Raw genomic sequence first — 25954 nt, forward strand, 5'->3', positions numbered from 1 at the left:
GCGGCGCGCGAGTGGAAAAAATCCGCTAGGATTGAACAGCCACTCCCGCGCCGACACCCGGCCTGCAAACTGTGAAGAGGTACTGCTGATGACAGATCACGACATCGGGCTCATCGGGCTGGCAGTGATGGGCCAGAACCTTGCGCTCAACATCGCCAACCACGGTTTTTCCATCGGGGTCTACAACCGTAGCCCCGACGTCACCACAGCGTTTATCGACAGTCTGGCGGAAGCGCCGTCGGACCGGGTCGCCGACGGAACGCCGGAGCGGCTGGTCGGGTACACCAGTCTCGCCGACTTCGTCTCCCGCCTGCAGCGCCCCCGCAGGATCATGCTCATGGTCAAAGCCGGGCCCGCCGTGGACGCGGTCATTGATCAGTTGCAGCCGCTACTGGAACCCGGCGATATCATCATCGATGGCGGTAATTCCTATTTCGTGGACAGCAACCGCCGCGCGGCTACCCTGAAAGAAGCGGGTCTCATATTTGTCGGCGCCGGTGTCTCTGGTGGCGAGGAGGGGGCCCTCAAGGGGCCGTCCATCATGCCCGGGGGCGACGTGGCGGGTTGGCCCCACATCAAACCCATTTTCCAGTCGATCGCCGCCAAGGTCGGTCCCGACAGCGACATCCCCTGCTGTGAGTGGGTGGGGGAAGAGGGTGCCGGGCACTACGTGAAGATGGTGCACAACGGCATCGAATACGGCGACATGCAGCTGATCTGTGAGGCCTACTTCCTGCTCAGGGAACTGTTGGGCCTGGACAACGCCCAGCTGTATGAGGTGTTCCGGGACTGGAATGCAGGGGAGCTCGACAGCTACCTGATCGAAATCACCCGCGATATTTTCACCGTGGTCGACCCCGATACCGGCGACTACCTGGTGGACAAGGTACTCGACACCGCAAAGCAGAAGGGCACCGGCAAGTGGATGAGCCAGCACGCTCTGGACCTGGGCGTGCCCACCACCCTGATCACCGAGGCGGTGTACGCCCGCTGCCTGTCGGGCCAGAAGGACGCGCGGGAACGTGCGTCGCAGCAGCTCTCCGGCCCGGAAGGTACCTTCGAGGGTGATCCGGCGCAGTTCATCGAGGACCTGCGGGGCGCGCTGTACGCCTCCAAGCTGGTGAGTTATGCGCAGGGCTATGTCCAGCTCGACGCTGCCGCCCGGGAGTTCGGCTGGACCCTGGATAACGGCGCTATCGCCATGCTCTGGCGAGGCGGCTGCATCATCCGCTCGGTATTTCTCGAGGACATTAAGCGCGCCTTCGACAAGGCCCCGGGGCTCGAGAACCTGTTGCTGGATGAATTCTTCCGGGACGCAATCGATCGTACCCAGGCTGGCTGGCGCCGGGTGGTGGCCACAGCGTTTCAGTGCGGTATCCCCGTGCCCGGGTTGAGCGCGGCGCTGACCTACTACGATGGTTACCGCCAGGCGCGCCTGCCGGCCAACCTGCTACAGGCCCAGCGCGATTATTTCGGCGCGCACACCTACGAGCGCACCGACAGGCCGCGGGGTGAGACGTTCCACACGGACTGGCTGGGATTGCGGCAGCTGCGTTAGGCACTTCGCGCAGGCTGGGCCTGCTCAGTGCCCCTGGGCGGCCAGCACCTCTTCGACACTGGGCCCTTCCACGGTAACGTGCTCCCGGCGCCGGACCTGGTCCTCTCGGATGTCGGCCACGTCGGTCATGAACTGGCTGTACCATTTGCGCACCATGTGAATGGGGCCGTCGCCGTCGCACATCAGCGGGTTGTCGATGATGCACTTGTTGTTCCAGATGGCCACATCCTGGTGGAAGGACTCGATGTTCTTCTCCGTGTAATCGTCGAGCATGGCCTGGTTCTGCTCGGGGCTGAGTGAGGGATCCTTTTTCATCATCACCCCGAAGTTAATGATGAAGTTTTCCATGTCCACCGGGATGTGGCTCACCAGCAGGTGCACCTTCATCGGGTGACCGTCCATGCTCCCGGTCATGGTGGTGGTCATGTAGGCGGGGCCCTCGTAGGTGGCCACGCTGGTCAGCAGGTTGTCATCGCCCTCGGTCAGAATCTGATGGCCGCCTACCATGTACTGGACGAACTTGTGGCCCTCCATGGTGTTGCGGAAGGATTTCACGGTGGAATAGTGAATGGGTCCGAAATGGGCCATGTCCGCCATATTATCCACCAGCTCCCGGCCCTGTGACTGGATGGGGATGGCGCGCATCTCCCAGTCGGTCCACTCGCCGCTGTACCAGTCGGCAATCGCTTCGGGTTCCTGCTCCGGGATCGGGGGACGGTTTTCCGGGTCCTGCCAGACCAGCACCAGGCCATTTTTCTCCAGCACCGGCCAGGACTTGATGATTGCCTTGGCGGGGATTTTATTGGCGTAGGGAATACCGTCGCAGACCCCGTCAGCGCCCCAACTCCACAGATGGAAGGGGCAGACCACGGAGTCGCCACAAACCTCCCCCTTGCTCAGGTCGCCACCCATGTGGGGGCAGTAACCGTCCAGGATATGCACTGTACCGTCATCCCTGCCCCGGTAGGCAACGAGCTTGGTCCCGAACACGCCGAGCATGCGCGGAGTGGTAGTAACGCTGGCACTGTTGCCGATCACGTACCAGCCGCGGGCGTAACGTTCCGGACGGGGCTCGGCCTTGATGATGTAGGGGGAAATTTTCTGTTCTGCGGTCATGGTGATTTCCTCGCAGTACCGGTTACAGGAAGTAGTCGGAATTGGGCTGGCCCATCAGGGTGCCGCCAAAATTGCGTCCGAACTTGAAGGGGTTGTTCGCCACGTGGGTGCGCCCCGCGTTGATGTCGAGCCATGCACGGTTCAGGGGGTGGCCCCGGTGGATACCCTGGGCGCCGCAGGCGATGAACAGGGCGTTGATCGCCTCGGCGCAACGGGCACCGACCCTGGCGGCGTCATAGCGCATCCTGATGCGTTCCTCGATGGGAAGCGTTTCCCCCTGGCTGGCGCTGCCCAGCATGCGGTCGAAATTGCGGAACATGATGGTTTCGCATTCGTCGACCGTGGCCATCGCCTCCGCCAGGGCCATCTGGGCATCGGGATCGGTGGCAATCTTGTTGCCGTCATTGAGACCCACGCGGTTGCGGTTCACCTCGATATAGCTGTCGGTCACACCGCGGAGAGCGCCGATCGCCGAACTGCACACGGCGCGCACGAAAATCTGGCCGAAGGGCAGGCGATAGAGCGGGGCAGTGTTCACCGCGTTACCGGGGCTGTTGCATTCGAATCCGTGCGCCGAGCGATGGGTACGGTACTCCGGTACGAACGCGTCCTTGACGACGATATCGTGGCTGCCCGTTCCTTCCAGGCCGCTGACATCCCAGTTGTCGACAATCTCGTAGTCTTCCCGTGGGACCAGGAAGGTCCGGTAATCTGGCGCGTCGCCTTCCTGTTCCGGCGGCACCATCGCGCCGAGAAACGCCCAGCCGCAGTGTTTCGAGCCGGACGAGAACCCCCAGTGCCCGCTCAGGCGATAGCCACCCTCAACCCGGGTTACCTTGCCTACGGGCATGTAGGAGGAGGAAATGAGCACACCGCTATCCTCGCCCCAGACATCCTGCTGGGCGCGGTCGTCAAACAGCGCGAGCTGCCAGTTGTGGATAGCGACCACGCCAAGTACCCAAGCGGTGGACATGCAGCCTTCGGCCAGCGTCATCTGCACCCGGAAAAAGACCTCCGGGGTCAGTTCGAAACCGCCGTAGCGGGCTGGCTGCAGAATGCGGAAATAACCGGCCGCCTGCATCTCGTCGACGGTCGCCTGGGGCAGTTTGCCCAGCCGGGCCGCCTCTCTCTGTCGCTCGCGCAGGGCCGGTATCATCTGCCGGGCGGCCTGAATCAGTCGTTCTGTGTCGGTCATTTGCGGTGCAGTCATGGCCCTTCTCCTGGTATGTCGTTGTCTCTGCTGTGCAGAATGGCCTGCACCGAGGCAGGCGCTCATACCACAATTGCGTTATAGGGCCGGGAAGTTGGCGGGCACTTGATCCAGATCAAGATTTTGCCGGGCTGATGTGGGGCGGTGGGGAACGGTTTACCAGTGCAACCGGGGAGACAGGACTAGGTGGAGGGCAGTGTCACCGGGTGTTGTTCCACCAGTTCCCTCTCGATGACTTCTGGCGCCACCTCCGGGGCTGTTCCTGGTACCGGCGCGGTGTCCAGGGCACAGCGCACCAGCGACAGCACCGCCCGAGTGATACCGAACATGGGCAGGTTGTCCGCATCGGCGAAGCTGACCCAGTGCAGGTTCTCCAGTTCGCCGTTGCCGCGCAGGGAGCCCACACAGTGGCAGGCGTCAGCGACAAAGAAGCGCGCGTCGAAGCGGCGCACGTTGTTGGGTGGGGTAATGGCACGGGCAAAGTAACTGACGCGGTCGAGCGCCGGTGCCAGGCCCTTGTTGTAAAAGGAGCGCCAGCCAGGAGAGCGTGTACGCAGGGGGGATGCGAGCGGACGGGCGAGCAACAGGCCGGTCTCCTCCCAGGTTTCGCGCACGGCCGCCATGGCGATACCTCTTCCCCGCGCTGCAGTGACGCTGCGGCTCAGCCGCCGCTGCACTGGAACCGGCAGTGTAAAGGGGGCCGGTACCCGCGAGTCACCGGCGTCTACCCTGCCCCCGGGGAATACGTACTGCTGCGGTGCGAAGACGTGGCGCGAACTGCGCAGCCCCATCAACACTTCGCGCCGATCACGTACGATTACCAGCGAAGCGGCATCAACCGGTTTCATGTTACTCCCTGTTTCCTGGCGTCAACCTGCAGTGTACCGTGCACCCGGGCTGCCGGGCATCCGGTTTGTTATGACAGGGCCCCGAGCGGTTTGTTATGACAGGGCCCCGAGCGGTTTGTTATGACAGAGCCCCCAGCGTTTTCTAGACTGTGGTTGCCAGAACCACGGGGCCCGGGACTTGGATAAGACACCTGCACCAGACAGGCCGCTACTCATCTACGACGGTGATTGCGGCTTTTGCCGTTACTGCGTTGACTACGCTCGCGCCGTCACCGGTGAGCGTGTGCAATACCAGCCGTTCCAGGACGTTGGCAGCCGCTTCCCGGAAATTGGCGAGCAGCGCTTTCGTGAAGCGATCTACCTGGTAGAGGATAACGGAAGGATGAGTCGTGGTGCCGGCGCGGCCTTCCGCACCCTGGAACTGGGCGGCTACCTCGGTCTGTGGGCGCGCCTGTATCGCGCACTGCCGCTTTTCGCGGTGATCAGTGAATGGTGCTACCGGCGCGTCGCGAACCATCGGCAAGGGGCTGCCCGGTTTTCCCGCTGGATGTTCGGTGAGCAGTTGCGACCGGCCCGCCAGGTACTGGTAGGAGGGCTGTTTCTGCGCTTGCTGGCCCTGGTGTACCTGGCGGCATTTGGCTCGCTGACCTGGCAGGCCAGTGGCTTGATCGGGGAGCAGGGTATCCTGCCGACAGAGGATTACTTTGCCGCACTGGATATGTCCCTGGGTAAGCAGAAGTATTTTCTGGTCCCCTCCTTTTTCTGGCTCGGCGCTTCCACAGCAGCCTTTATTGCCCTGGGGGCTGCCGGCTGCCTGTTGAGTCTCGCCCTGTTGGCTGGCCGGGCTACGCGAGTGGTATTGCCGCTGTTGTACCTGTTTTATCTCAGCCTCTACCATGCCGGCCAGCGCTTCACCAGCTATCAGTGGGATGCCCTGTTGCTGGAGGTCGGGTTTCTGGCGATCTTGCTGCCCTGGTGCCCACGGTTGGTCAGCTGGCTCTACCGCTGGGTGCTGTTTCGTTTTCTGCTGCAGTCCGGGCTGGTCAAGCTACTCAGCGGTGACCCGGCCTGGCGTCATCTCAGCGCGCTGCGTTATCACTTCGAGACCCAGCCATTACCCAACGTCCTGGCCTGGTACGCGCACCAGTTGCCCGATGCCCTCCTGCGTGTGGGGGCTGGCTTTACCCTGCTGGTAGAGCTCATCGTGCCCTGGTTGATACTGATGCCGCGGCGACCGCGGCAGTGGGCAGCCACGCTGGTGGTGATCTTTCAGTTGGCGATCACCCTGACCGGTAGCTACAACTTCTTCAATTTGCTCACCGTCGGCCTGTGCCTGATGCTTCTCGATGACCATTGTGTCGAGCGCTGGCTACCTCGTAAGCTGGGCCGTTCTGCAGCAGGTCTCACACCTCGGCTGAGTAGGGCGCGTTGGCTGATCTATCCCCTGGCGGGATTGCAGGCGCTGCTCGGCGCACTGCTACTGGTGAACACGATGCAGCGCATCCCGGGTGACAGTACGGGCTATACGCTGTTGTACTGGAGTTCACCCTGGCAGATCGCCAACAGTTACGGTCCGTTCGCGGTGATGACCACCCAGCGTCGTGAAATTGTGTTCGAGGGCTCGCATGACGGCAGGCACTGGATCGAGTACGAGCTCCCCTATAAACCGGGTGATCCGCTCCGCAGGCCCGGATGGGCAACGCCGAGGCAGCCGCGGCTGGACTGGCAGCTCTGGTTTGCGGCGCTGCAGCAACCGCAAAACAACCCCTGGGTGGGGCGCCTGGTCGAGGGGCTGTTGCAAGGTTCGCCACCGGTCCTGGCGCTGTTTTCCGTCAATCCTTTTCCGGAAGCTCCCCCGCGTTATGTGCGTGCCTCGCTCTATCGTTATCAATTCACCACGGGGCCGGAGCGACAGGCGACCGGCGCGTGGTGGCGGCGGGAGAAATTGGGGCGCTACTGGCCGGTTACGGCGTGGCAGTTGCCAGTGGAGCGCGCAGCACCGATTCAGTGAGCCGCCAGTTCAAAGCAGGTCCAGATACCGGCTGGATCATTTTGCAGTGGAGTGCAATTACGCGGCGTTCTACTATCAGGATGAGGCTGTCCGTTTAAGGCTCCTTATCAGAGTGAACGACGAACGACTACGTTTCCCGAGCATCGGACAAGCGAGATCACATAACAACAGGTGTCAGGCATGCAATCACTCAGCAAGCTCCTTGAGTACCCCTCTGTCGAACGGTGCCTTGGAGGGGTGGAGGAATTTTCTGATACCCAGCCCTGGATCTATCAGTTCGATAATCCGTATCTCCATGGTGTGTATGCGCCGACATGCAATGAACTGAATGTCAGTGGTTTGTACGTAGAGGGTGAATTACCCGCAGACCTGGAGGGTGCGTATTTCCGCAATGGCCCTAACCCCCGGTTCCAACCCCGCAATCGATACCACCCCTTTGACGGCGATGGGATGTTGCACGGGGTGTATTTCTCCAGCGGGACCGCACGTTACTGCAATCGCTATGTGGATACGGCAGCGCTGTGCGCGGAGCGCAAGGAGGGGTACTCTATTTCGCCCGGCGTGATGGGCCCCTTTGACTACAGTGTGTCGCGTTTTGGTATCAAGGACACCTCGAATACGGATGTGTTCTTTTGCGACGGTGATCTCGTCAGCCTTTGGTACAACGCGGGTGATCCCTACCGGCTTGATGTGGCGAGCCTTGAGACCCGGGGTTTCTTTGAGTTGCCAGGGCGTGGCGAGCGACGACTGTCAGCCCACTCGAAAGTCGACCTCAACACAGGTGAGTTGCTGTTCTTCGCCTACGGTGACGAGCCGCCCTACATGACCTACGGTGTGGCGAACATGCGCGGTGAACGGTTGCATGAAGTGGCAATCGATCTACCCGGGCCGCGGCTACCCCACGACATCGGGGTCAGTCGACACTACACCATTCTGCACGACCTGCCATTTTTCCACGATATGGAAGTACTGCGTCGACACCGGTATCGCGTGTTGACCTTTCACCGCGATATGCCGATTCGCTTCGGTGTCATTCCCCGGTTTGGCGAAGGGCATGAAGTGCGCTGGTTTGAATGTGAGCCGGGTTACATCCTGCATACCAGCAATTGTTGGGAAGAGGGCGACTGGCTGGTGATGGATGGCTGTCGCTCGACCAACCCGATGCCGGAGGCCCGGCCCGGCGAGGGCGAGCTGGCGTCGATGCTCGCCTACATGCGCCTGGAAGCCAACAACTACCGCTGGCGTTTTAACCTGCGCACCGGTGAGGTGCGCGAAGGGGATATCGACGACCTCAATACCGAATTCAACAAAACCAATCCGCTCTATCTGGGGCTCAAGAGTCGCTACGCCTACCACCAGCGAATTCCCCTTTTACGAGAAGGCGGCCACACGCTGCGATTCACGGGCCTGGTCAAGTACGACAACGAAACCGGCCGTCGCTGGCAATGGGACTACGGCGCCGGGGTTTATGGCAGCGAAGCGGTTTACGCCCCCAGGCGGGGTGCGACGTCGGCGGACCGGGAGGACGATGGCTATGTGGTGACGCTGGTTACCGACAGCAAGTCCTGGCAATCCTGGTGCCTGGTGTTTGCTGCCAGCGACATAGAGGGCGGTCCGGTTGCCCGTGTGCGGCTGCCGCAACGTGTTCCCTTCGGTTTTCATGCCACCTGGGTGCGGGGTGAGGACCTGATCTCGCAGCATTGAGCTACCCTTTGCTGATAGGTGATGGGCCGAGGGTAAGGGATGGAGCAAGGGACAGAGCGCGGTACCGCAGGACTGGAAGAGCCCGCCTACCGGTTGTCGGCGGAGGACGTCATCGCCCGTCTGGACAGCGATGCCATGAACGGGCTGGCCGAGGCGGAGGCAGCGGAACGCCGCGCTCGTTTTGGTGCCAACCTGCTCGAGGAGAGTGGCCGCCAGCCGCTCTACCAACTCTTCCTTCACCAGTTTCGTGACCTGCTGATCGTCGTGCTGTTCGTGGCCGCAGCGCTGGCCTGGTACCTGGGGGATATTCGCGGCGCTATTGTGCTGCTGGTGATTATTCTGACCAATGCCGCCATTGGCCTGTACCAGGAGTACCACGCGGAAGCCCTGCTGGAGCGTCTGCGCCTGATGATCCGCAGTCGGGCGCGGGTGGTGCGCGGCGGTGAAACCCGCGAGGTGGATGCCGAGGACCTGGTGCCCGGCGACATCGTGTTGCTGGATGAAGGCGACGCTGTGGCAGCCGACCTGCGGCTGGTTGAGACGCGGGAACTTGCCACCAACGATTTCATCCTCACGGGCGAGTCGGTGCCGCAGGACAAGGATGCCGCCGTGGTACTCGAGGCGGAAAGCGGTCTGTCTGAACAGGACAACCTCGTGTTCATGGGGACCACGGTGGCGCGCGGCAGTGCCCGGGGAGTCGTGGTCGCCACCGGCATGACCAGTGCCATCGGCGAGATTGCTCGCGTAGGCCAGACCATTCAGCGTGACCGCTCGCCCCTGCAGCGTGAGATGAACGCGCTGGCGGGCCTGCTGACGAAGATGGCGGCGGTGATTGCGCTGGGGGTCTTCGCCTTCAACCTGCTGCTGCGCGGCGCTGAATACGCCGACACCGCCGCGCTGGTCAACGCCAGCATCCTGTTTGCTATCGGCGTGGCGGCGGCCTGCGTGCCCCAGGGGCTGCCGGCCCAGATCACCGTAGCGCTTTCCCTCGGGGTGAGCCGGCTGGCGCGGGAGAACGCCGTGGTCAAGCGGCTGTCGGCGGTGGAAACCCTGGGTTGTACTTCGGTGATCTGCTCTGACAAGACCGGGACCATCACCGAAAACCAGATGACCATCGTGCGGGCCTGGGTGCCGGGCATCAGCTACGACATCACCGGCCAGGGTTATGACCCGGAAGGGGCCATCCAGCGCGAGGGTCGCGCCCTCGAGTCGCAGGAGTTGGGGCGTGCCGGATTTTTCTTTCAGCATGGGCTGCTGGCCAGTAACGGGCGCACCCACGAACCCGACGACAGCCATCCCGCCTGGTATGCCTTGGGGGATCCCACGGAGGCCGCCTTTACGCCGCTGGCCATCAAGGCCGGCCTCGATCCCGACGAACGCAGCAGTGCGTACCCGGTGGTCGCCGAGCTGCCCTTCGACAGCGAGCGCAAGCGCATGACCCTGGTGCGCAGCCATGCCGGCCGCACCATTGGATTCATGAAAGGGGCGACCGGCAGTGTGCTCGAGACCTGCACTGGCTGCCAGCTCGATGGGGTCGTCGTCCCACTCGACGACACCCAACGGCGAGCGGTCGAGCAGCAGGTGGCCGCCTACAGTGCCGATTCCCTGCGGGTGATCGCCCTGGCCTACCGCGAATTTGGTGAAGACGAGGTGGAATTTTCCATCGAGGCGTCGGAACAGGACTTCGTATTCGCCGGCCTGGTGGCCATGCTCGACCCGCCGCGGGAAGGTGTGCGCCGGGCGGTCTCCGAGGTGCTGGGCGCCCAGGTGCGACTGTTCATGCTGACCGGCGACAACCCGATCACCGCCGCGGCCATCGCCGAGCGTATCGGTATGCCGGAGGGGCGGGTACTGACCGGCGACGAGCTCGCGCGGATGCCCGACGGGGAACTGCGTGAGGTACTGTCCGGGGAGTCCCTGATCATGTCCCGGGTCTCTCCCCAGGACAAGTATCGCGTGGTCAAACTGCTCAAGTCGCTGGGAGAGGTGGTCGCTGTCACCGGTGACGGCGTGAACGACACCCTGTCCCTGAAAAGTGCCGACATCGGGGTGGCGATGGGCGAACAGGGCTCGGATGTGGCCAAGGAGGCGGCGGAGATAGTGCTCACCGACGACGACCTGACCACGCTGGTGCTGGCGGTTCGCGAGGGGCGCACTATCTACCAGAACCTGAGGAGCGTGATCCTCTCCTCCATTACCTCCAATATCGGGGAGCTGAGCTGTGTCTGTATCGGTTTCGGCGGGGCTGCTGTGGGCCTCCCCATTCCCATCACCGCGGTGCAGATACTGTCCATCGATCTGATGGGGGAAATGCTGCCGCTCATGGCGCTGACCTTCGACCCGGCGGAGCCCCGGCTGATGCAACAGCCGCCGCGGAAAACCGGGGCCCATATCATCGATCGCAGGCGCTTGCTGGAGTTGGTCCTGTTCGGCACGCTGATGGGCCTGGGAGGCTACTTCAGTTTCTACATGGTGCTCGCCACCGGCGGCAGTACCGCCATGGCCCAGGCGGCAACCTTCCTCGGTATTGTGCTGGTGCAGTACATGAATATCCTGTCGCGACGCAGCGCCGGCTCCCTGTTCAGCCGCTACCTGTTCAGCAACCGGCCACTCGGGCTAGCGCTGCTGTTCTCCTTCCTGTTTGTCGCCATTATTACCACGGCCCCCGGCGTTGGCAGCTGGTTTGGCTTCGAGCCCCTGCGGCCTCGCGACTGGCTGTGGCCCGCGCTCGCGGCACTGGTATTTCTGGGTGCCATGGAACTGAGAAAAGCCCTGTCACGTTGAGGCCGCCGGCGCATTCAGCATGATGGGGTGAGGTCACTGCCGTGTCCGCGATAGGCCAGGGCTTCCTGTACATGCTCCAGGGCCACCGCTTCGACCTGTGCCATGTCCGCCAGCGTGCGGGCAACCCGCAGGCAGCGATGTACCGCCCGCATGGACAGCCGCAAGCGGTCGGCAGCCCGCTCCAGTTCCCGTTGTGGCGGAGGTTCCATGGCGCAGGCCGCGAGCAACTGGCTTCCCCCGAGTTGACTGTTACTGCAGCCCTGCCGCGCCAGCTGGCGAGCCCGGCAGCTCACCACCCGCGCGCGGACCGATGCAGACGGTTCCCCCGCCTGGGTATCGCGCAGCAGCGTTGCCGCGGGTATCCGTCGCAGATCCAGTTGCAGGTCGATGCGGTCCAGCAGCGGGCCGGAGATACGCTGGTGGTAGCGGCTGACCTGGTCCGGCGTGCAGCGGCAGGCGTGGGCCAGGTCGCCCAGGTAGCCGCAGGGACACGGATTCATGGCCGCAACCAGTTGGAAGCGTGCGGGGAAGGTGTACTTGTGGTTGGCCCGGGACAGGGTCATTTCACCGGATTCCAGGGGCTCGCGCAGAGTCTCCAGGACATGGCGGCTGAACTCGGGTAACTCGTCGAGGAACAGCACGCCGCCGTGGGCCAGGGAGACCTCTCCCGGGCGGGGGCGATTGCCACCCCCCACCATGGCGGCTGCACTGGCGCTGTGGTGGGGGTGGCGGAACGGGCGCCGCTCATCGCCGGCCTCGTTGTCGTCGTAAAAGCTGCGCAGGGTGGCGATGCACAGGGCCTCCTCGTCGCTCGGCGGGGGCAGGATGCCGGGCAGCCTGCTGGCCAGTAGCGTCTTGCCGGTGCCGGGTGGGCCGCACAGGAGCAGCGAGTGACTGCCAGCGGCGGCGATCTCCAGACAGCGGCGTCCCTGTGGCTGGCCGATCACATCGGCGAGGTCGGCAACGCCGGGGCTGGTCGCCTCGCTGCGTGGCGGTTGCGCCGGGGCCAGGGGTGCACTGCCATTGAGGTGGGCGCACAGGGTGAGCAGGTCCGGTGCGGGGATCACGCAACTGCCGGGTGCGCGGGCGGCGAGAGAGGCGTTGGTGCTGGCTGTTACCAGGGTTCGCCCTGTTTTGGTGCACTCAATGGCGGCGGGAATCACCGCCGGTGCACGGCGCAGGCGTCCGTCGAGGGCGAGCTCTCCCAGAAATTCGAACTGGGTCACACTTTCGGCAGGCAGTTGGCCCGAGGCGGCGAGGATGCCAACGGCGATGGCGAGGTCAAAGCGGCCGCCTTCCTTGGGGAGGTCGGCCGGGGCCAGGTTGACCGTGATGCGGCGGTCGGGAAACTGGAAGTGAGAGTTCAGCAGGGCACAGCGGACCCGGTCCTTGCTCTCGCGCACCGCTGTTTCCGGCAGCCCCACGATATGAAAGGCCGGCAAACCATTGGCCAGGTGGGTTTCCACCTGGACCAGGGGCGCCGCCATGCCAGCGGAGGCCCGGCTGTAAACCAGTGATAACTCCATTGCTCATCCGTGAGCGCGGTGCAGTAATTCTGCGCCTATCGGCGGTTTTGCGCCGCGGTTTCCAAGGCCTCCAGTTCCTTTGTCAACGCTTCCAGTTCGGCTTCCAGGGTGGCAACCCGTGCCCGGGTGCGCTTTAGCACTGCTGCCTGGGCATCGAACTCCTCGCGGCTGACCACGTCCAGGCGCGCCAGGGCGGCCTGGGTCAGGGTGCGTACCCCGCGATCCACCTCATCCCGGAGGCCGCTGGAACCGACCAGGTCGTTAACCTGCTGGATGACATCGCCGATGGGCGGCGGTTTAAGCGCCATGTGCTGTACCTGTGGAGATTGCGGGGTGATGCGGGGGAGTCTAGTGGAAATTGGCGGCAGGGCACAGGTCATTTGGGTGCACTATTTGTGAGCGGCGCACCAAAAAAGATCACGATCAGGTGCCCTGAGCGCGAGGTTATTCTGCTTCTGGCGGACATGTTTTGTTTATCCTGTTGATTTTAAAGAATAAAAATCTTTCTGGCACAGGCCGTGCAATTTTGGTGGCGCAGGTTATACAACGTTCCCAAAGCCGTTCGCAGCAAGCTACACCCCATAAATGCGGCAGGGGATTTATTACAAGGAGAACTACATATGCTCAACAAGAAACTGCTTTCCGCAACTGCCGCAGCTGTACTGCTGTCAGGCGTATCTTCCGCCATGGCGGCGCCTGAGATCAGCGCGAACGTCACGCTGACCAGCGATTATCGCTTCCGCGGCATTTCCCAGTCCAACGACGATATCGCCATCCAGGGCGGATTCGACCTTGGCTTCGATAACGGTATCTACATTGGAACATGGGGGTCCTCGGTCGACTTCCTCACCGCCGACGGGGAAGGCGTTGATGGGTCACTTGAGCTCGACTACTACGTCGGCTGGGCCATGGAAACCGAAAGCGGTGTCGGGATTGATGTCGGTTACCTGTACTACGACTATCCCGGTGACGATGGCCTGGAAGGGGATTTCCAGGAAATCTACGGCAGCGTGTCGTTCTGGGATATCACGCTGGGCATAGCCTACTCCGACGATTACTACGCGGAGACTGAAAAGTTCTTCTATTACTCTGGCGACTACAGCCTGGGTCTCGGGGAAAACCTCTCACTCGACCTGCACATCGGCTACAACGACCTGGATCAGGATGGCGGCTATCTGTCTGATGGAGCCGACTCCTACATCGATTACTCAGTTGGCCTGACTGCCTCCTACTGGGCAGTGGACTGGAGCCTGGCGTGGGTCGGTACTGACCTCGACGGCGAAGAGTACTTCGGCCTGGATGACCTGGTTGACGACACCCTGGTGTTCTCGGTCTCCAAGAGCATGTAAGGCGACAGGCGCTTTAAGCAAAATCCGGCGCCCCGAGCGGGCGCCTTTAATAACACCGGGAGTGTTCCATGAAACTAATCACGGCAATCGTAAAGCCATTCAAACTGGACGACGTGCGTGAAGCACTGTCCGAGATCGGGGTGCAAGGAATCACCGTCACCGAGGTCAAGGGCTTTGGCCGCCAGAAGGGGCATACAGAGCTCTACAGGGGTGCGGAATATGTGGTCGATTTTCTGCCCAAGGTAAAAATCGAGGTAGCAGTGGCTGACGGCGTGGTCGATCAGACCATCGATGCCATCACCAAGGCGGCGAACACCGGCAAGATCGGCGACGGCAAGGTTTTTGTCTCCGACCTGGAACAGGTGATTCGTATTCGTACCGGCGAGACCGGCGAAGACGCCATTTAAGCTCCCAGGATCACAAATTAGAGAGACTTGATTCCCATGGAAAACAATATTTACGAATTGCAGTACGCAATGGACACCTTTTACTTCCTGGTGTGCGGCGCGCTTGTGATGTGGATGGCAGCAGGCTTTGCCATGCTCGAGGCCGGTCTTGTCCGGGCCAAAAACACCACTGAAATTCTCACCAAGAACGTGGCACTCTTCGCGATTGCCAGCACCATGTACCTGATCTGTGGTTACCACTTCATGTATGACGGTGGCCTGTTCCTGTCCGGTGTAACCACGGTTGCCCAGATGGATGACGCCGCAATCGCCCAGGTGCTGGCGGATTCCGCCGAAGCGGGTTTTGACGGCGACTCGGTCTACTCCGGTGCGTCCGACTTCTTCTTCCAGGTGGTGTTTGTGGCCACCGCCATGTCCATCGTGTCCGGTGCCGTGGCCGAGCGTATGAAGCTGTGGGCTTTCCTGACCTTTGCGGTCGTGATGACTGGCTTCATCTACCCCATCGAGGGCGGCTGGACCTGGGGTGGCAAGGACGTACCGCTGATCGGTGCCCTGAGCTACAGCGACTACGCCGGTTCCGGCATTGTGCACCTGGCGGGTGCGGCAGCGGCCCTGGCCGGTGTGATCCTGCTCGGCGCACGTAAAGGCAAGTACAAGGCAGACGGCAGCGTGAGCGCCATCCCCGGTGCCAACATGCCGCTGGCAACCCTCGGTACCTTCATCCTGTGGATGGGCTGGTTCGGCTTCAACGGTGGCTCCACCCTTAAACTGGGCGGTATCGGCGTCGCCAACGAAGTGGCCAACGTGTTCCTGAACACCAACGCGGCGGCTGCCGGTGGCCTGATCGCCGCTCTCCTGCTGGCCCGCGTCATGTTCGGCAAGGCCGACCTGACCATGGCCCTGAACGGCGCGCTGGCTGGCCTGGTTGCCATCACCGCTGAACCGGCTGATCCCTCACCCCTGCTGGCCACCATCATCGGTGCCATCGGCGGCGTGATCGTAGTGTTCAGCATCGTGTTCCTCGACAAACTCAAAATCGACGATCCGGTGGGCGCCATCTCCGTACACGGTGTGGTAGGCCTGTGGGGTATCTTCGCGGTACTGCTGTCCGACAGCGACGCCACCTTCATGGGGCAGCTGGTCGGTACGCTGGTTATCTTCTTCTGGGTATTCATCACCAGCTTCATCGTCTGGTACGTCATCAAGCTCATCATTGGCCTGCGCGTCAGCGAAGAGGAAGAGTACGAAGGTGTGGACCTGTCCGAGTGTGGCCTCGAGGCCTACCCGGAGTTCGTCACCCAGAAATAGTCTTGCGGGCGCATTTTCGGATGCGTGTTTGGGGGCCCTCTGGGCCCCCTTTTTTTATGTACAGGATGTACGGTAGATCGCGAGAGGCATGGAAGCCGGTAGCGATCCGTTCAAATTCACTGCCCAACCAAACCTATTGCGAATCCGCTCCCGCCCTCCATAATAGATAGCTCATTCCCGGCAAAGGCCAACAGCTATGAAACTGGTTACCGCTATCATCAAGCCCTTCAAGATGGATGATGTGCGCTCGGCACTGTCCGAGATCGGCGTTCAGGGCATCACGGTGACCGAGGTCAAGGGCTTCGGGCGTCAGCGTGGTCACACGGAGCTCTATCGCGGGGCGGAGTACGTGGTGGATTTCCTGCCCAAGCTCAAGCTGGAAATCGCCGTGGGCGAGGGCCAGCTCCAGGCCACGATTGATTCCATCGTCAATTCAGCCAACACTGGCAAAATCGGTGACGGCAAGATTTTCGTGTCCGAACTGGAGCAGGTTATCCGGATCAGGACCGGGGAGACTGGCGAAGACGCGATCTAGCGAACCTCTCGCCCTCGATCACAAGAAGGAGAAAACCATGTGGGACAAAACATTAGTGGGCGCGGCATTGGTCGCATCGACCCTGGTCCTGGGAGGATGCGGTGGCAGCACCACCACGGTCGAGCAGACGGAAACCCAGGGCCAGCAGTTGATGGACCTGAAAGAAGCCTATGACAAGGGCGTGATCACCGAGAAAGAGTACGAGAAAACCAAGAAACAGATTCTCAAGGGGAACTGATTAAGGCTTAGCCGGGGCCGGTCTTTGCCCGGAGGCTCGCCACGGCCGCCGGCAACTCTTTCAGGTTGGCAATTTCCCGGTCCGCGGGCTCTCCGCCGGGCCACTCGCTGCCCAGCGGGTTCATCCATACGGTGTGGAAGCCGACTGCCTTGGCACCGCTGATATCGTGCTCCGGGTTGTCGCCCACGTGGGCGACACTGGCCGGTGATGCGCCGGTGAGTTCCAGGGCCGCGTGGAACATGTCCGGGGCCGGCTTGCTGGCCCCGACATCCTCCGCCAGAAAAGCAAAGTCAAAGTATTCCGCGGCGTCGGTCTTGTAGATATCGGCATTGCCGTTGGTGAGCGCCCCCAGTCTGTAGCGACCGGCGAGGTGCTCGAGCACTTCCAGCGCCTCGGCGTAGAGTTCTACCCGCTGCCGTTCGGCGAGAAATGCCGCGAAGGCGGCTTCGGCGCCCTCTCGGGCCTCGGCCTCGCTAAAGCCGGCGGCGGTCTGTAATTCAATCAGGGTCTGCCTGCGAAAATCGCTGACGTGATGGGCCAGTTCAGGGTGGCGTTTGAATACGCTCTTCTTGAGTTCCCACAGGCTGGCGTGGTCGTGATGCTCGATGCTCCCCGGTCGGTGCTTCAGGAGCCAGTCGCGCTGGGCGTCCTCGGCCCGCAGCAGTGCCGGCTCCACGTCCCACAGGGTATTGTCCAGATCGAAGGTGATGACTTCGATGCTCACGTCTCTTCCTCATCGCTGCGGGCACTGCGGCGGGCCCGGGGGTGGGCATTGTCGTACACTTTGGCGAGGTGTTGGAAGTCCAGGTGGGTGTAGATCTGGGTGGTGGCGATATTGGCGTGGCCGAGTAATTCCTGTACCGCGCGGAGGTCGCCGCTGGACTCCAGCATGTGGCTGGCGAAGGAGTGGCGCAGCATGTGGGGGTGGACGTCCCGGTCCATGCCGCCGCGCCGTCCCAGCAGGCGCAGGCGCTGCTGTACGCTGCGCTGGCTGATGCGCCTGCCGCGGCTGCTGGTGAACAGGGGGTGGGTGCCCGCGCTGTCCTCCGCCGCCGGCGCTCGCAGCACCAGCCAGCGCTCGATTGCCTGCGCCGCCATCGAACCCACGGGCAGGGTACGGGTCTTGCTGCCCTTGCCGGTGACCGTGATCAGGCCCGCGCTGCGGTCGTAGTCCTCGATATTGGCCGCCACCAGTTCCGACAGGCGCAGGCCGGAGGAGTACAGCAGCTCGGCCATGGCGAGATCGCGCAGGACGAGTGCGTCATCGTCCCCGGTGCTCAGAAAGCGGTTGACCTGGTCCACGTCCAGGGTGCGGGGCAGCTTGCGCGGTGAGCGGGGCGCGCGAACCCCCCGGGCAGGGTTGCTGGGCAGGCCGTGGTGACGGCCCAGGTAATCGAACAGGGCGCGGCAGGCGGAGAGAGAGCGCTGGATGCTGTTGCCCGCCAGTCCGCGACGGTGCAGGTAGCTGACCCAGCCGCGGATGTCGGCCTCCACCAGGTCCCCCGGGTCGCTTATGTCCCGCTGCTGGCACCACTGCTCCAGTGACACCAGGTCGCGACGGTAGTTGCTCAGGGTGTGGGGTGACAGGCGTCGTACGTCCCGCAGGTAATCCAGAAACTCAAGGCTGGTGGCAGACAGCGGTGGGTGTTCCTGTCTCCGGGCCGGGGTTTCCACGACGCCTGTGCTCGCCGCTTCAGTGCTCGTCGCTGTCGGGCAGGCGCTCGATCAGGCGCACCAGGACATCGGCAATGTGCAGCAGGAACAGGGTGCCCATGCCGGTGTAGTAGCGGTTGGCGTCGCTGCTGCCGACGGCGATAAAGCCGAGGCGGTCGTCGCCCTTGAGGGGCATCACGGCGGCGGAACCGGGCTCGCCCGCACGGGGGAAAATAAAGCTGAACTCATCCTCGCGCAGTGCCCCGCACAGGGGTTTACGCCCCTTGAGCAGGCCGCCGATTTCCAGCTTGACCTTTTCATTGGCCTCGTAGCGCAGGTTGCCGCGGGACTCCGCGGGGTCGCCAAACAGGATGATGCTGGCGTACTCGATTTCAAAGTCTTCGCGCATGCTGTTCATGAAGGCGTTACACAGGCCGGGCAGGTCCTTCGCGTCCAGAAGGCGCAGCACCAGGGCGCGGGTGCGCTCATACAGCTTGTCGTTCTCGCGGGCGTTCATGGTCAGGGCGTTGAGGCGGTGGCGCATTTCCATGTTGCGCTCGCGCAGTACGCTCACCTGCTTCTCGACCAGTGATACAGCGCTGCCAGAGGCGTGGTTAACGTGCAGGTGGTCCAGCAGGTCCGGGTGGCGCTGCAGAAAATCGCTGTGGGTTTTCAGGTACTCGCGCACCTGTTCATCGTCCAGCGAGATGCTGTCGCTGTGGGCGACGGCGTCGTTGGTGGCGGACATGGCCTGTTCTCCCCTGGTCTGTCTTTCTATCTGCGCCGGGGAGTAGCAAGCCGCCCGGCGGTCAGAGTTTTATTGTGCCTTCAAACACGACCGCGGTAGGGCCGGTCATCATCACGTTGTGTCCTTCGCCCCGCCACGTAATAGAGAGCTTACCGCCCGGCAGCTGAACTGTCACGGTCTCGCTCAGCCAGCCACGGCTGCGGCCATAGGCGACTGCGGCGCAGGCGCCGGTGCCGCAGGCCAGGGTTTCGCCCACACCGCGTTCGAATACCCGCAGGCGGATAGTGTCCTCGGCCACGACCTGCATGAAGCCGGCGTTTACCCGCTGGGGGAAGTCCTGATGGCGCTCGATCTGCGGGCCGAGGCCCTCGACATCGGCGGTGTCCACGTTGTCGACGCGGAGGATGGCGTGGGGATTGCCCATGGAAACCGCTCCCACCTCCAGTTGCTGGGCGCCGAGGTCGATAACATAGGATGCCGCGCGCTGTTCCGCGCGCAGGGGAATGTCCGCCGGTTCGAAGCGGGGGGCACCCATGTCGACCTCGACCTGGTCGTGGTCGCGCGCGTTCAGCACGATGACACCGCAGGCGGTCTCCACTGAAATCCGTTTCTTGGCAGTGAGTTTTTTCTCCCTGACGAAACGGGCAAAGCAACGGGCGCCGTTGCCGCACTGCTCCACTTCGCCGCCGTCGGCGTTGTAGATACGGTAGCGAAAGTCCACATCGGGGCGGCTGGGTGGCTCCACCACCAGCACCTGGTCACAGCCCACACCGAAGCGACGGTCCGCCAGCTTGCGGATGTCCCTGGAGCGCAACTTGCAGCGTTGGCTGACCAGGTCGATCACGACAAAATCGTTGCCGGCACCGTGCATTTTGGTAAAGCGGAGAATCATGGGCCTCAGCCGCCGTCGGGCAGGCGCTGTTCGCCCCGCAGCAGGTCTTCCAGGGTTTCCCGGCGGCGAGCGAGATGCAGTTGCTCGCCGTCGACGATAACCTCCGCGGCGCGCGGGCGACTGTTGTAGTTGGAGCTCATGGTGAAGCCGTAGGCACCGGCGCCGAATACCGCCAGCAGGTCGCCGTCGGTGATGGCTAGCTCGCGGCCCTTGCCGAGGAAGTCGGCGGTTTCACACACCGGGCCGACAATGTCCCAGGTTTTCGCTTCGCGGCCGGCCACGTGCCGGGCAGGCTGGATGTCCAGCCACGCCTGGTACAGGGCAGGGCGGATCATGTCGTTCATGCCGGCATCGATCAGGGCGAAATTGTGCTCGGGGGTGGGCTTGGTGTACTCCACCGCAGTCAGCAGCAGGCCGGCATTGGCGGCGATGGAGCGGCCGGGCTCCAGTACCAGGGTCAATTCGCGGTCGCCGAGCTCGGCGCGGATGGCCGCTACGTAATCGGCAATGGCGGGCGGTTCCTCGTCGCGGTAACGCACGCCCAGGCCGCCGCCCAGGTCCAGGTGCCGGATTTCGATGCCCTCGGCGGCCAGCTGGTCCACCAGCCCCAGCAGGCGGTGCAGGGCATCGATGAACGGGCTGAGATCGGTCAGCTGGGAGCCGATATGGCAATCCAGGCCCTGCACATTGATGTTCGGCAATTCGGCGGCCCGGCGATAGACCCGCAGGGCCTCGTCCATGGTGACGCCGAATTTGTTCTCGCGCAGGCCGGTGGAGATGTAGGGGTGGGTACGTGCGTCCACATCGGGGTTCACCCGCACCGAGACCGGCGCCACCAGGCTCAGTTCGCCGGCCACCCGGTTCAGTACTTCGAGCTCTGCGGCGGACTCCAGGTTGAAGCAGTGGATGCCCAGTTCCAGCGCACGACGCATCTCTCCCGCGGTCTTGCCGACCCCGGAAAACACGGTTTTGGCCGGGTCGCCACCGGCGGCAACCACCCGTTCCAGTTCGCCCACCGAGACGATGTCGAAACCGGCGCCCTGGCGGGCGAGGATATCGAGCACGGCCAGGTTGGAATTGGCCTTTACCGCATAGCAGATCAGGTGAGGCACGTCCGCGAGCGCCTGCTGGTAAGCGGCGAAGGAGGTTTCCAGCGCCGCCCGTGAGTATACATAACAGGGGGTGCCAAACTCTCGGGCGATCCGGCTGGCGCTGACGCCCTCAGCGTGGAGTTCGCCCTGCTTGTAATGAAAGTGGTTCATGATCGTCTTCAGTTGCTGGGAGTCGGGCTGTACCCGGCCGCCTCGCTATCCTCGTCCGCGGGGGGCTGGTCGGGCATGTACAGGGGTCCGGTCTGGCCGCAACCCTGCAACAGTGCGCTGACAGCGAGGAAAAGAAAAGCCGCGAATAGCTGGCGCATGGGAGTCCGCTCTGGTGCCAAAGCGGCCGATTATAGCCATTGCTAGAAACGGGTGCGAGCAGACCTTATGATGAAACCGACCGAGTATAAGAGTGGAACCATCATGGCCGGACGAATTCCCGCCGCGGCCGGGGGGCTGTTTCTGGCGTTCGCGTGGGTGATCGCCAGCCCAGCGCAGGCGCAGACAGCTCGCGCGCCACAGGCGGAAGAACCCCTGTATGTGAAGAATCTCAGCCCGGTGGCAGGTCTGCTGGGGCTGCCATCCCAGCGCAGTGCGGCAGTTGCTGACCCGGGTCAGTGGAGCCTGGCTGTGCACGGCAGCGTGGCCAACCACTATGTGCGTGATCGCAGCGGTGTGGAAGCCCTGAACCTGGATGGCGAGACCCGGCGCCTGGCGCTGGAGCTGCGCTACGCCTTTGCCTCCAACTGGGAATTGCAGCTGGAACTACCCTGGCTGCAGCAGGACGAGGGCGTGCTCGATAGCGCGATTGACGGCTGGCACGATTTCTGGGGGATGCCCGACAACGGCCGCGGGGACGCCGCGAGCGACCTGCTGGACTATCGCTATGCCGACCGGCAACAGCTCCGCTTTGCCCTGCTGGGGGAGAGCAGTGGTATCGGCGACGCCAGCTTGGCCGTGCAGCGACGGCTGTACCGCGACGACAGCCTCGATCTCGCCGTGGCCCTGGGCTACAAGTTCGGCACGGGGGAGCCCGGGGATTTTACCGGCAGTGGGGAGGGCGATGTGTACGCGGCGCTGCGGCTCAGCGGCCAGGCGCTCGGTGGGCTGCCCCTGGACTGGCATGCCCAGGCGGGCTATCTGCGGGCGGGAGAAGTGGATCTGTTGGGGCCGCGCCAGGAGCGCAATCTTTGGTTTGCCGGCGGCGCCCTGAGCTGGGCATTCGCAGAGCGCTGGCGCCTGCTGGGGCAGCTGGATACCCACGCCGCGCCACTGGACAGCGCCCTGGATGCCCTGGGCAGTACTGCAGTGCTGCTGAGCGGCGGGCTGCGCTGGTACGCGAGCCCCGACTGGGCGCTGGATTTCACGGTGATTGAGGATATCGCGGTGGAAACGGCTCCCGATGTGACCTTCCAGTTTGATCTGCGCTATCGACCGGGTTAGGGCATCGACCGGGTTAGGGCATCGACCGGGTTAAGGCATCGACCGGGTTAAGGCATCGACCCGGTTAGGGCATTACCCATTTAACCGGGCCGGTGCTTTCGGGTTTGCGGGTTTCAGGCGCGGGCTTCTACCAGCGCCCGGGCCCGTTCCGCTGCGGCCCGTACCTGCGCCGGTGCTGTGCCGCCGAGGTGGTCGCGGGCGGCCAGTGATCCCTCCAGCGTCAGGACCTCGAACACATCCTCACCGATGTCGGCGCTGAATCCCTGCAGGGTTTCCAGTGACATCTCCGCCAGGTCGAGGCCACTGGCTACGCCGTGGGCCACAGCCTTGCCCACCACCTCGTGGGCGTCGCGGAAGGGCAGGCCCTTGCGCACCAGGTAGTCCGCCAGGTCGGTGGCCGTGGAGAAACCGCGACGGGCCGCTTCGCGCATGTGGTCTTCGCGGGCGCGAATCGCCGGCACCATGTCGGCGAAGGCGCGCAGGCAGTCGACCACGGTGTCGATGGTGTCGAACAGGGGTTCCTTGTCTTCCTGGTTGTCCTTGTTGTAGGCCAGTGGCTGGCTCTTCATCAGGGTGAGCAGGGAAATCAGGTGACCGTTCACCCGCCCTGTCTTGCCGCGCACCAGTTCCGGTACGTCCGGGTTTTTCTTCTGCGGCATGATGGATGAGCCGGTGCAGAAGCGGTCGGGCAGCTCGATAAAGTTGAACTGGGCCGAGGTCCACAGCACCAGTTCCTCGCTCATGCGCGACAGGTGGGTCAGCAGCAGGGCGGCAAATCCGCAGAATTCAATGGCAAAATCGCGGTCTGACACCGAGTCCAGGGAGTTTTCCGTGGGCTTGTCGAAGCCGAGGCTGGCGGCGGTCAGCTCCCGCTGGATGGGGTAAGTGGTGCCGGCCAGTGCGGCGGCCCCCAGCGGAGACTGGTTGAGGCGCTTGCGGCAATCCAGCAGGCGACCGTGATCGCGTTCCAGCATTTCATTCCAGGCCAGCAGGTGGTGGCCGAAAGCGACCGGCTGGGCGGTCTGCAGGTGGGTGAAGCCGGGCATGACCGTGTCGGCATGCTGCTCCGCCAGGCCGATGGTGCCCAGCTGCAGGCGCGACAGCTCGGCGGCGATGTGGTCGATGGCCTTGCGCAGGTGCAGGCGAATATCCGTGGCCACCTGGTCGTTGCGGGAGCGGCCGGTATGCAGCTTCTTGCCGGTGACGCCAATCAGCTGGGTCAGCCGGGACTCGATGTTCATGTGTACGTCTTCGAGCTCCACCGACCACTCGAAGCTGCCGTTGGCAATTTCCTCGCGAATCTGGCCCAGGCCGCTCTCGATCTGGGCCAGCTCCTCGCTGCTCAACACACCGACCTGGCACAGCATGGCGGCGTGGGCCAGGGAGCCCTCGATGTCTTCTTGCGCCATGCGCTGGTCGAAATTTACGGAAGCGGTAAAACGCTGTACGAAGCTGTCGGTGGCTTCGGTGAAGCGGCCGCCCCACAGCTTGCTGGTGTCCTGATCCTTGCTCATGGTGCCCTTGAGTCCTGCTTGATTGGCCTTGGCGCCACAGTGGCGCGGTGTGATCGCACTTGTCGGTGCGAAAGCGGGATGCAAGTATACCAGCTATCCAGGGGAGGGAGCTGGGCATGCAGCCGGGCGTAACAGGACAGACAGCAGGGCACCGGGAAGGTCGGAACGGGGGTAACGGGGCGGGCGCCCCCGGGGAATTTTTCATTCCGGACCTGTGCGGCACGCGGCAGGTGTTTCTCATCGTGCTGCTGGCCCAGTTGCTGGTGCTGGTGTACACCCTGGCGGTGAGTGGGCTGCCCAACTTTCACTGGAACCTGCTGGGGGAGGCGTCCCTGTTCGTGCAGTGGGTGGTGCTGCTGAGCACCGCCCTGCTGTGCCTGTTGCGCGGACCCTTTGCCCGCCTGGGCGTGTTCGCCGCGACCTGCGGCAGCCTGCTGCTGGTGCTGCTGGTCACAGCGGCCAGCACCGCAGCCAGCAGCTGGGTCTACCCCGACCTGCAGGCCGGCCGCATCGACGGCTGGAACCTGCTGCGCAACCTGCTGGTGGCGCTGGTGGTGGCGGGAGTGGTGCTGCGCTACTTCTACCTGCAGCAGCAGCTCCGCCAGCGGGAGCACTCAGAGCTCCAGGCCAGGGTCGATGCCCTGCGCGCTCGCATCCGCCCGCATTTCCTGTTCAATACCCTCAACAGTATCGTCAGCCTCATTGAAACCCGCCCCGACCTGGCCGAGCGCGCGGTGGAGGACCTGGCGGAGCTGTTTCGCGGCAGCCTGCGGGAAGCCACCGAGCTGGTCACCGTGGCCGACGAGGTTCGCCTGTGCGAGTTGTACCTCGGCATCGAGCAATTGCGGCTGGGGGAGCGCCTGCAGGTGGAGTGGGACGTGGAAGACGCCTGCCGGGACATCCCCATGCCGAGCCTGGTGCTGCAACCGCTGGTGGAAAACGCCGTCTACCACGGCATCGCCCGCCGCAGTGAGGGGGGCTGTATCACCGTTGCCGTGAGCTGCCGGGGCGGTCAGTTACAGGCCGAGGTGAGTAACCCCGCGGCGGTGGATGAGGGGGTGGGAGGCATGCACATTGCGCTCGACAATATCGAACAGCGCCTGCACGGCCAGTATGGCGACGACGCAGGGCTGGAGCTCGCGCGGGACGGGGGCGAATTCCGGGTGCGTCTGCACTACCCCTGCCCGCCCTGCCCCGAGCCGGGACTCGCTCCGGGCGCGGCGGGAGTAACCGGGTGAAAGTACTGATCGTAGATGACGAACCCCTGGCCAGGGAGCGTCTGCAGCGCCTGCTGGGGCGGGTGCGCCCGGACGTCGAGAGCCGCACTGCAGACAGCGGGGAGTCGGCAGTGGCCGAACTGGCCCGGTTTGACGCTGAGCTGATCCTGCTGGATGTGCGCATGCCCGGCATGGGAGGGTTGGCCCTGGCAGCCAAAGTGGCGGAACAGGAGCAGCCTCCGGCAGTCATTTTTTGCACTGCCTACGACGAGTACGCCCTGGATGCCCTGCGCCACCAGGCCGTCGCCTACCTGCTCAAGCCGGTGCGCGAGGCGGAACTCGAGCAGGCCCTGGCCCAGGCGGGCCGGGTCAACCGGGCCCAGGTCGCGGCCCTGCGGGAGGAGCCCGCGAGCGGCCGGCGCCAGGTCAGCAGCCAGGGGCACCGCGGGCTGGAAACGCTGCCGGTGGCGGACATTCGCTGTTTTGTGGCGGAGCAGAAGTACGTGACGGCCTACGCCAGCGGACGCGAACTGCTGTTACCCGACGCCCTGAAGGACCTGGAGGAGGAGTTTGGCGATCGCTTCCTGCGGGTGCATCGCAATGCGCTGGTGGCTCTGGCCCATGTGCTGCGGTTGGCGCGTGACGGTGATGGCTGGTGTGTCGAACTGGAGGGTACCGACCTGCGCCCCGCGGTCAGCCGGCGGCATCTGGCTGCGGTGAAGGAGCGGTTGCTGTCCCGGTGAGAGAGTTTGTTTTCGTCTACGGATGGTGGAGCTCTTGACCCGCGCGCCCG

24 protein-coding genes are annotated in these 25954 nt (G+C 63.5%); 12 read left to right on the forward strand and 12 right to left on the reverse strand.

Annotation, left to right across the window (positions count from 1 at the left end; all coding sequences use genetic code 11):
* Positions 1-88: 88 nt before the first annotated feature.
* The gene (gene gnd / locus FV139_RS11555) at positions 89-1558 is read left to right on the forward strand and encodes a decarboxylating NADP(+)-dependent phosphogluconate dehydrogenase (protein WP_148068568.1); all 1470 of its coding nucleotides are present in this window, start codon (positions 89-91) and stop codon (positions 1556-1558) included.
* A 24-nt stretch (positions 1559-1582) separates the two neighbouring features.
* On the opposite strand, the gene FV139_RS11560 is transcribed toward gnd, so the two are convergent.
* The 3 genes from FV139_RS11560 to FV139_RS11570 form a co-directional block, all read right to left on the reverse strand.
* The gene (locus FV139_RS11560) at positions 1583-2674 is read right to left on the reverse strand and encodes a Rieske 2Fe-2S domain-containing protein (RefSeq protein ID WP_148068569.1); all 1092 of its coding nucleotides are present in this window, start codon (positions 2672-2674) and stop codon (positions 1583-1585) included.
* Between the two features lie 22 nt (positions 2675-2696).
* Positions 2697-3884 carry a flavin-dependent monooxygenase gene (locus FV139_RS11565; protein WP_213004091.1) on the reverse strand — a complete coding sequence of 396 codons (1188 nt, stop codon included), beginning with the start codon at positions 3882-3884 and terminating at the stop codon, positions 2697-2699.
* A gap of 182 nt (positions 3885-4066) precedes the next feature.
* Entirely contained in the window at positions 4067-4732 is a 666-nt protein-coding gene (locus tag FV139_RS11570; RefSeq protein WP_148068570.1) for an NUDIX hydrolase, read from the reverse strand.
* Between the two features lie 178 nt (positions 4733-4910).
* Between FV139_RS11570 and FV139_RS11575 the strand changes: the two genes are divergently transcribed.
* From FV139_RS11575 to FV139_RS11585, 3 genes are all read left to right on the forward strand, one after another.
* On the forward strand, positions 4911-6743 hold the full coding sequence (locus tag FV139_RS11575) for a lipase maturation factor family protein (RefSeq protein ID WP_148068571.1): 1833 nt from the start codon (positions 4911-4913) through the stop codon (positions 6741-6743).
* 180 nt (positions 6744-6923) lie between these two features.
* On the forward strand, positions 6924-8447 hold the full coding sequence (locus FV139_RS11580) for a carotenoid oxygenase family protein (protein ID WP_148068572.1): 1524 nt from the start codon (positions 6924-6926) through the stop codon (positions 8445-8447).
* A gap of 39 nt (positions 8448-8486) precedes the next feature.
* A complete protein-coding gene (locus FV139_RS11585) occupies positions 8487-11231 on the forward strand; it encodes a cation-translocating P-type ATPase (protein WP_148068573.1) in 2745 nt (914 codons plus the stop codon).
* Between the two features lie 14 nt (positions 11232-11245).
* Here FV139_RS11585 and FV139_RS11590 read toward each other — a convergent pair whose 3' ends face one another.
* Positions 11246-12757 (reverse strand): YifB family Mg chelatase-like AAA ATPase, encoded by a 1512-nt coding sequence (locus FV139_RS11590; protein ID WP_148068574.1) that lies wholly within the window; start codon positions 12755-12757, stop codon positions 11246-11248.
* Positions 12758-12792: 35 nt separating this feature from the next.
* A complete protein-coding gene (locus FV139_RS11595; RefSeq protein WP_148068575.1) occupies positions 12793-13065 on the reverse strand; it encodes an accessory factor UbiK family protein in 273 nt (90 codons plus the stop codon).
* Between the two features lie 312 nt (positions 13066-13377).
* Between FV139_RS11595 and FV139_RS11600 the strand changes: the two genes are divergently transcribed.
* The 5 genes from FV139_RS11600 (at position 13378) to FV139_RS11620 (ending at position 16594) form a co-directional block, all read left to right on the forward strand.
* Positions 13378-14106 (forward strand): TorF family putative porin, encoded by a 729-nt coding sequence (locus FV139_RS11600; RefSeq protein WP_148068576.1) that lies wholly within the window; start codon positions 13378-13380, stop codon positions 14104-14106.
* 68 nt (positions 14107-14174) lie between these two features.
* Positions 14175-14513 carry a P-II family nitrogen regulator gene (glnK, locus tag FV139_RS11605; RefSeq protein ID WP_116366988.1) on the forward strand — a complete coding sequence of 113 codons (339 nt, stop codon included), beginning with the start codon at positions 14175-14177 and terminating at the stop codon, positions 14511-14513.
* A gap of 36 nt (positions 14514-14549) precedes the next feature.
* Positions 14550-15821 carry an ammonium transporter gene (locus FV139_RS11610; protein ID WP_148068577.1) on the forward strand — a complete coding sequence of 424 codons (1272 nt, stop codon included), beginning with the start codon at positions 14550-14552 and terminating at the stop codon, positions 15819-15821.
* Between the two features lie 196 nt (positions 15822-16017).
* Positions 16018-16356, forward strand: a complete 339-nt coding sequence (locus FV139_RS11615; protein ID WP_148068578.1) for a P-II family nitrogen regulator — start codon at positions 16018-16020, stop codon at positions 16354-16356.
* Positions 16357-16393: 37 nt separating this feature from the next.
* Positions 16394-16594, forward strand: a complete 201-nt coding sequence (locus FV139_RS11620; RefSeq protein ID WP_148068579.1) for an SHOCT domain-containing protein — start codon at positions 16394-16396, stop codon at positions 16592-16594.
* Positions 16595-16601: 7 nt separating this feature from the next.
* Here the strand turns inward: FV139_RS11620 and FV139_RS11625 are convergent, their stop codons facing one another.
* The 6 genes from FV139_RS11625 to lptM form a co-directional block, all read right to left on the reverse strand.
* Positions 16602-17318 (reverse strand): HAD family hydrolase, encoded by a 717-nt coding sequence (locus tag FV139_RS11625; RefSeq protein WP_148068580.1) that lies wholly within the window; start codon positions 17316-17318, stop codon positions 16602-16604.
* On the reverse strand, positions 17315-18268 hold the full coding sequence (gene xerC / locus FV139_RS11630) for a tyrosine recombinase XerC (protein WP_328592284.1): 954 nt from the start codon (positions 18266-18268) through the stop codon (positions 17315-17317). The genes FV139_RS11625 and xerC overlap by 4 nt, the downstream gene beginning before the upstream one ends.
* Positions 18269-18287: 19 nt before the next feature.
* Positions 18288-18995: a DUF484 family protein gene (locus FV139_RS11635; RefSeq protein WP_148068581.1), complete on the reverse strand. Its 708-nt coding sequence runs from the start codon at positions 18993-18995 to the stop codon at positions 18288-18290.
* A 61-nt stretch (positions 18996-19056) separates the two neighbouring features.
* Complete coding sequence (dapF, locus tag FV139_RS11640) at positions 19057-19887, reverse strand: diaminopimelate epimerase (RefSeq protein ID WP_148068582.1); 831 nt, start codon at positions 19885-19887, stop codon at positions 19057-19059.
* A gap of 5 nt (positions 19888-19892) precedes the next feature.
* Positions 19893-21149, reverse strand: a complete 1257-nt coding sequence (gene lysA / locus FV139_RS11645) for a diaminopimelate decarboxylase (protein WP_148068583.1) — start codon at positions 21147-21149, stop codon at positions 19893-19895.
* Between the two features lie 8 nt (positions 21150-21157).
* Positions 21158-21307: an LPS translocon maturation chaperone LptM gene (gene lptM, locus FV139_RS11650; protein ID WP_148068584.1), complete on the reverse strand. Its 150-nt coding sequence runs from the start codon at positions 21305-21307 to the stop codon at positions 21158-21160.
* Positions 21308-21410: 103 nt separating this feature from the next.
* Here lptM and FV139_RS11655 point away from each other — a divergent pair, with 103 nt between their 5' ends.
* Positions 21411-22430 carry a DUF3187 family protein gene (locus tag FV139_RS11655; RefSeq protein ID WP_187276501.1) on the forward strand — a complete coding sequence of 340 codons (1020 nt, stop codon included), beginning with the start codon at positions 21411-21413 and terminating at the stop codon, positions 22428-22430.
* Between the two features lie 113 nt (positions 22431-22543).
* Here the strand turns inward: FV139_RS11655 and argH are convergent, their stop codons facing one another.
* The gene (gene argH, locus FV139_RS11660; RefSeq protein ID WP_148068586.1) at positions 22544-23944 is read right to left on the reverse strand and encodes an argininosuccinate lyase; all 1401 of its coding nucleotides are present in this window, start codon (positions 23942-23944) and stop codon (positions 22544-22546) included.
* Positions 23945-24060: 116 nt separating this feature from the next.
* Here argH and FV139_RS11665 point away from each other — a divergent pair, with 116 nt between their 5' ends.
* Together FV139_RS11665 and FV139_RS11670 are read left to right on the forward strand one after the other, a co-directional pair.
* Positions 24061-25182, forward strand: coding sequence for a sensor histidine kinase (locus tag FV139_RS11665; RefSeq protein WP_148068587.1), 1122 nt, complete (start codon positions 24061-24063; stop codon positions 25180-25182).
* A complete protein-coding gene (locus tag FV139_RS11670; RefSeq protein ID WP_148068588.1) occupies positions 25179-25904 on the forward strand; it encodes a LytR/AlgR family response regulator transcription factor in 726 nt (241 codons plus the stop codon). The genes FV139_RS11665 and FV139_RS11670 overlap by 4 nt, the downstream gene beginning before the upstream one ends.
* Positions 25905-25954 lie beyond the last annotated feature (50 nt).

Source organism: Parahaliea maris, from assembly GCF_008064665.1.
In the GTDB taxonomy this organism is placed as follows: domain Bacteria; phylum Pseudomonadota; class Gammaproteobacteria; order Pseudomonadales; family Halieaceae; genus Parahaliea; species Parahaliea maris.

Excerpts from the sequence above, each read along its gene's own strand:
- gnd (WP_148068568.1), top strand. The coding sequence starts at position 89 with ATGACAGATCACGACATCGGGCTCATCGGGCTGGCAGTGATGGGCCAG.
- FV139_RS11560 (WP_148068569.1), bottom strand. The coding sequence starts at position 2,674 with ATGACCGCAGAACAGAAAATTTCCCCCTACATCATCAAGGCCGAGCCC.
- FV139_RS11565 (WP_213004091.1), bottom strand. The coding sequence starts at position 3,884 with ATGACTGCACCGCAAATGACCGACACAGAACGACTGATTCAGGCCGCC.
- FV139_RS11570 (WP_148068570.1), bottom strand. The coding sequence starts at position 4,732 with ATGAAACCGGTTGATGCCGCTTCGCTGGTAATCGTACGTGATCGGCGC.
- FV139_RS11580 (WP_148068572.1), top strand. The coding sequence starts at position 6,924 with ATGCAATCACTCAGCAAGCTCCTTGAGTACCCCTCTGTCGAACGGTGC.
- FV139_RS11585 (WP_148068573.1), top strand. The coding sequence starts at position 8,487 with ATGGAGCAAGGGACAGAGCGCGGTACCGCAGGACTGGAAGAGCCCGCC.
- FV139_RS11590 (WP_148068574.1), bottom strand. The coding sequence starts at position 12,757 with ATGGAGTTATCACTGGTTTACAGCCGGGCCTCCGCTGGCATGGCGGCG.
- FV139_RS11595 (WP_148068575.1), bottom strand. The coding sequence starts at position 13,065 with ATGGCGCTTAAACCGCCGCCCATCGGCGATGTCATCCAGCAGGTTAAC.
- FV139_RS11600 (WP_148068576.1), top strand. The coding sequence starts at position 13,378 with ATGCTCAACAAGAAACTGCTTTCCGCAACTGCCGCAGCTGTACTGCTG.
- glnK (WP_116366988.1), top strand. The coding sequence starts at position 14,175 with ATGAAACTAATCACGGCAATCGTAAAGCCATTCAAACTGGACGACGTG.
- FV139_RS11610 (WP_148068577.1), top strand. The coding sequence starts at position 14,550 with ATGGAAAACAATATTTACGAATTGCAGTACGCAATGGACACCTTTTAC.
- FV139_RS11615 (WP_148068578.1), top strand. The coding sequence starts at position 16,018 with ATGAAACTGGTTACCGCTATCATCAAGCCCTTCAAGATGGATGATGTG.
- FV139_RS11620 (WP_148068579.1), top strand. The coding sequence starts at position 16,394 with ATGTGGGACAAAACATTAGTGGGCGCGGCATTGGTCGCATCGACCCTG.
- FV139_RS11635 (WP_148068581.1), bottom strand. The coding sequence starts at position 18,995 with ATGTCCGCCACCAACGACGCCGTCGCCCACAGCGACAGCATCTCGCTG.
- dapF (WP_148068582.1), bottom strand. The coding sequence starts at position 19,887 with ATGATTCTCCGCTTTACCAAAATGCACGGTGCCGGCAACGATTTTGTC.
- lysA (WP_148068583.1), bottom strand. The coding sequence starts at position 21,149 with ATGAACCACTTTCATTACAAGCAGGGCGAACTCCACGCTGAGGGCGTC.
- lptM (WP_148068584.1), bottom strand. The coding sequence starts at position 21,307 with ATGCGCCAGCTATTCGCGGCTTTTCTTTTCCTCGCTGTCAGCGCACTG.
- FV139_RS11655 (WP_187276501.1), top strand. The coding sequence starts at position 21,411 with ATGGCCGGACGAATTCCCGCCGCGGCCGGGGGGCTGTTTCTGGCGTTC.
- argH (WP_148068586.1), bottom strand. The coding sequence starts at position 23,944 with ATGAGCAAGGATCAGGACACCAGCAAGCTGTGGGGCGGCCGCTTCACC.
- FV139_RS11665 (WP_148068587.1), top strand. The coding sequence starts at position 24,061 with ATGCAGCCGGGCGTAACAGGACAGACAGCAGGGCACCGGGAAGGTCGG.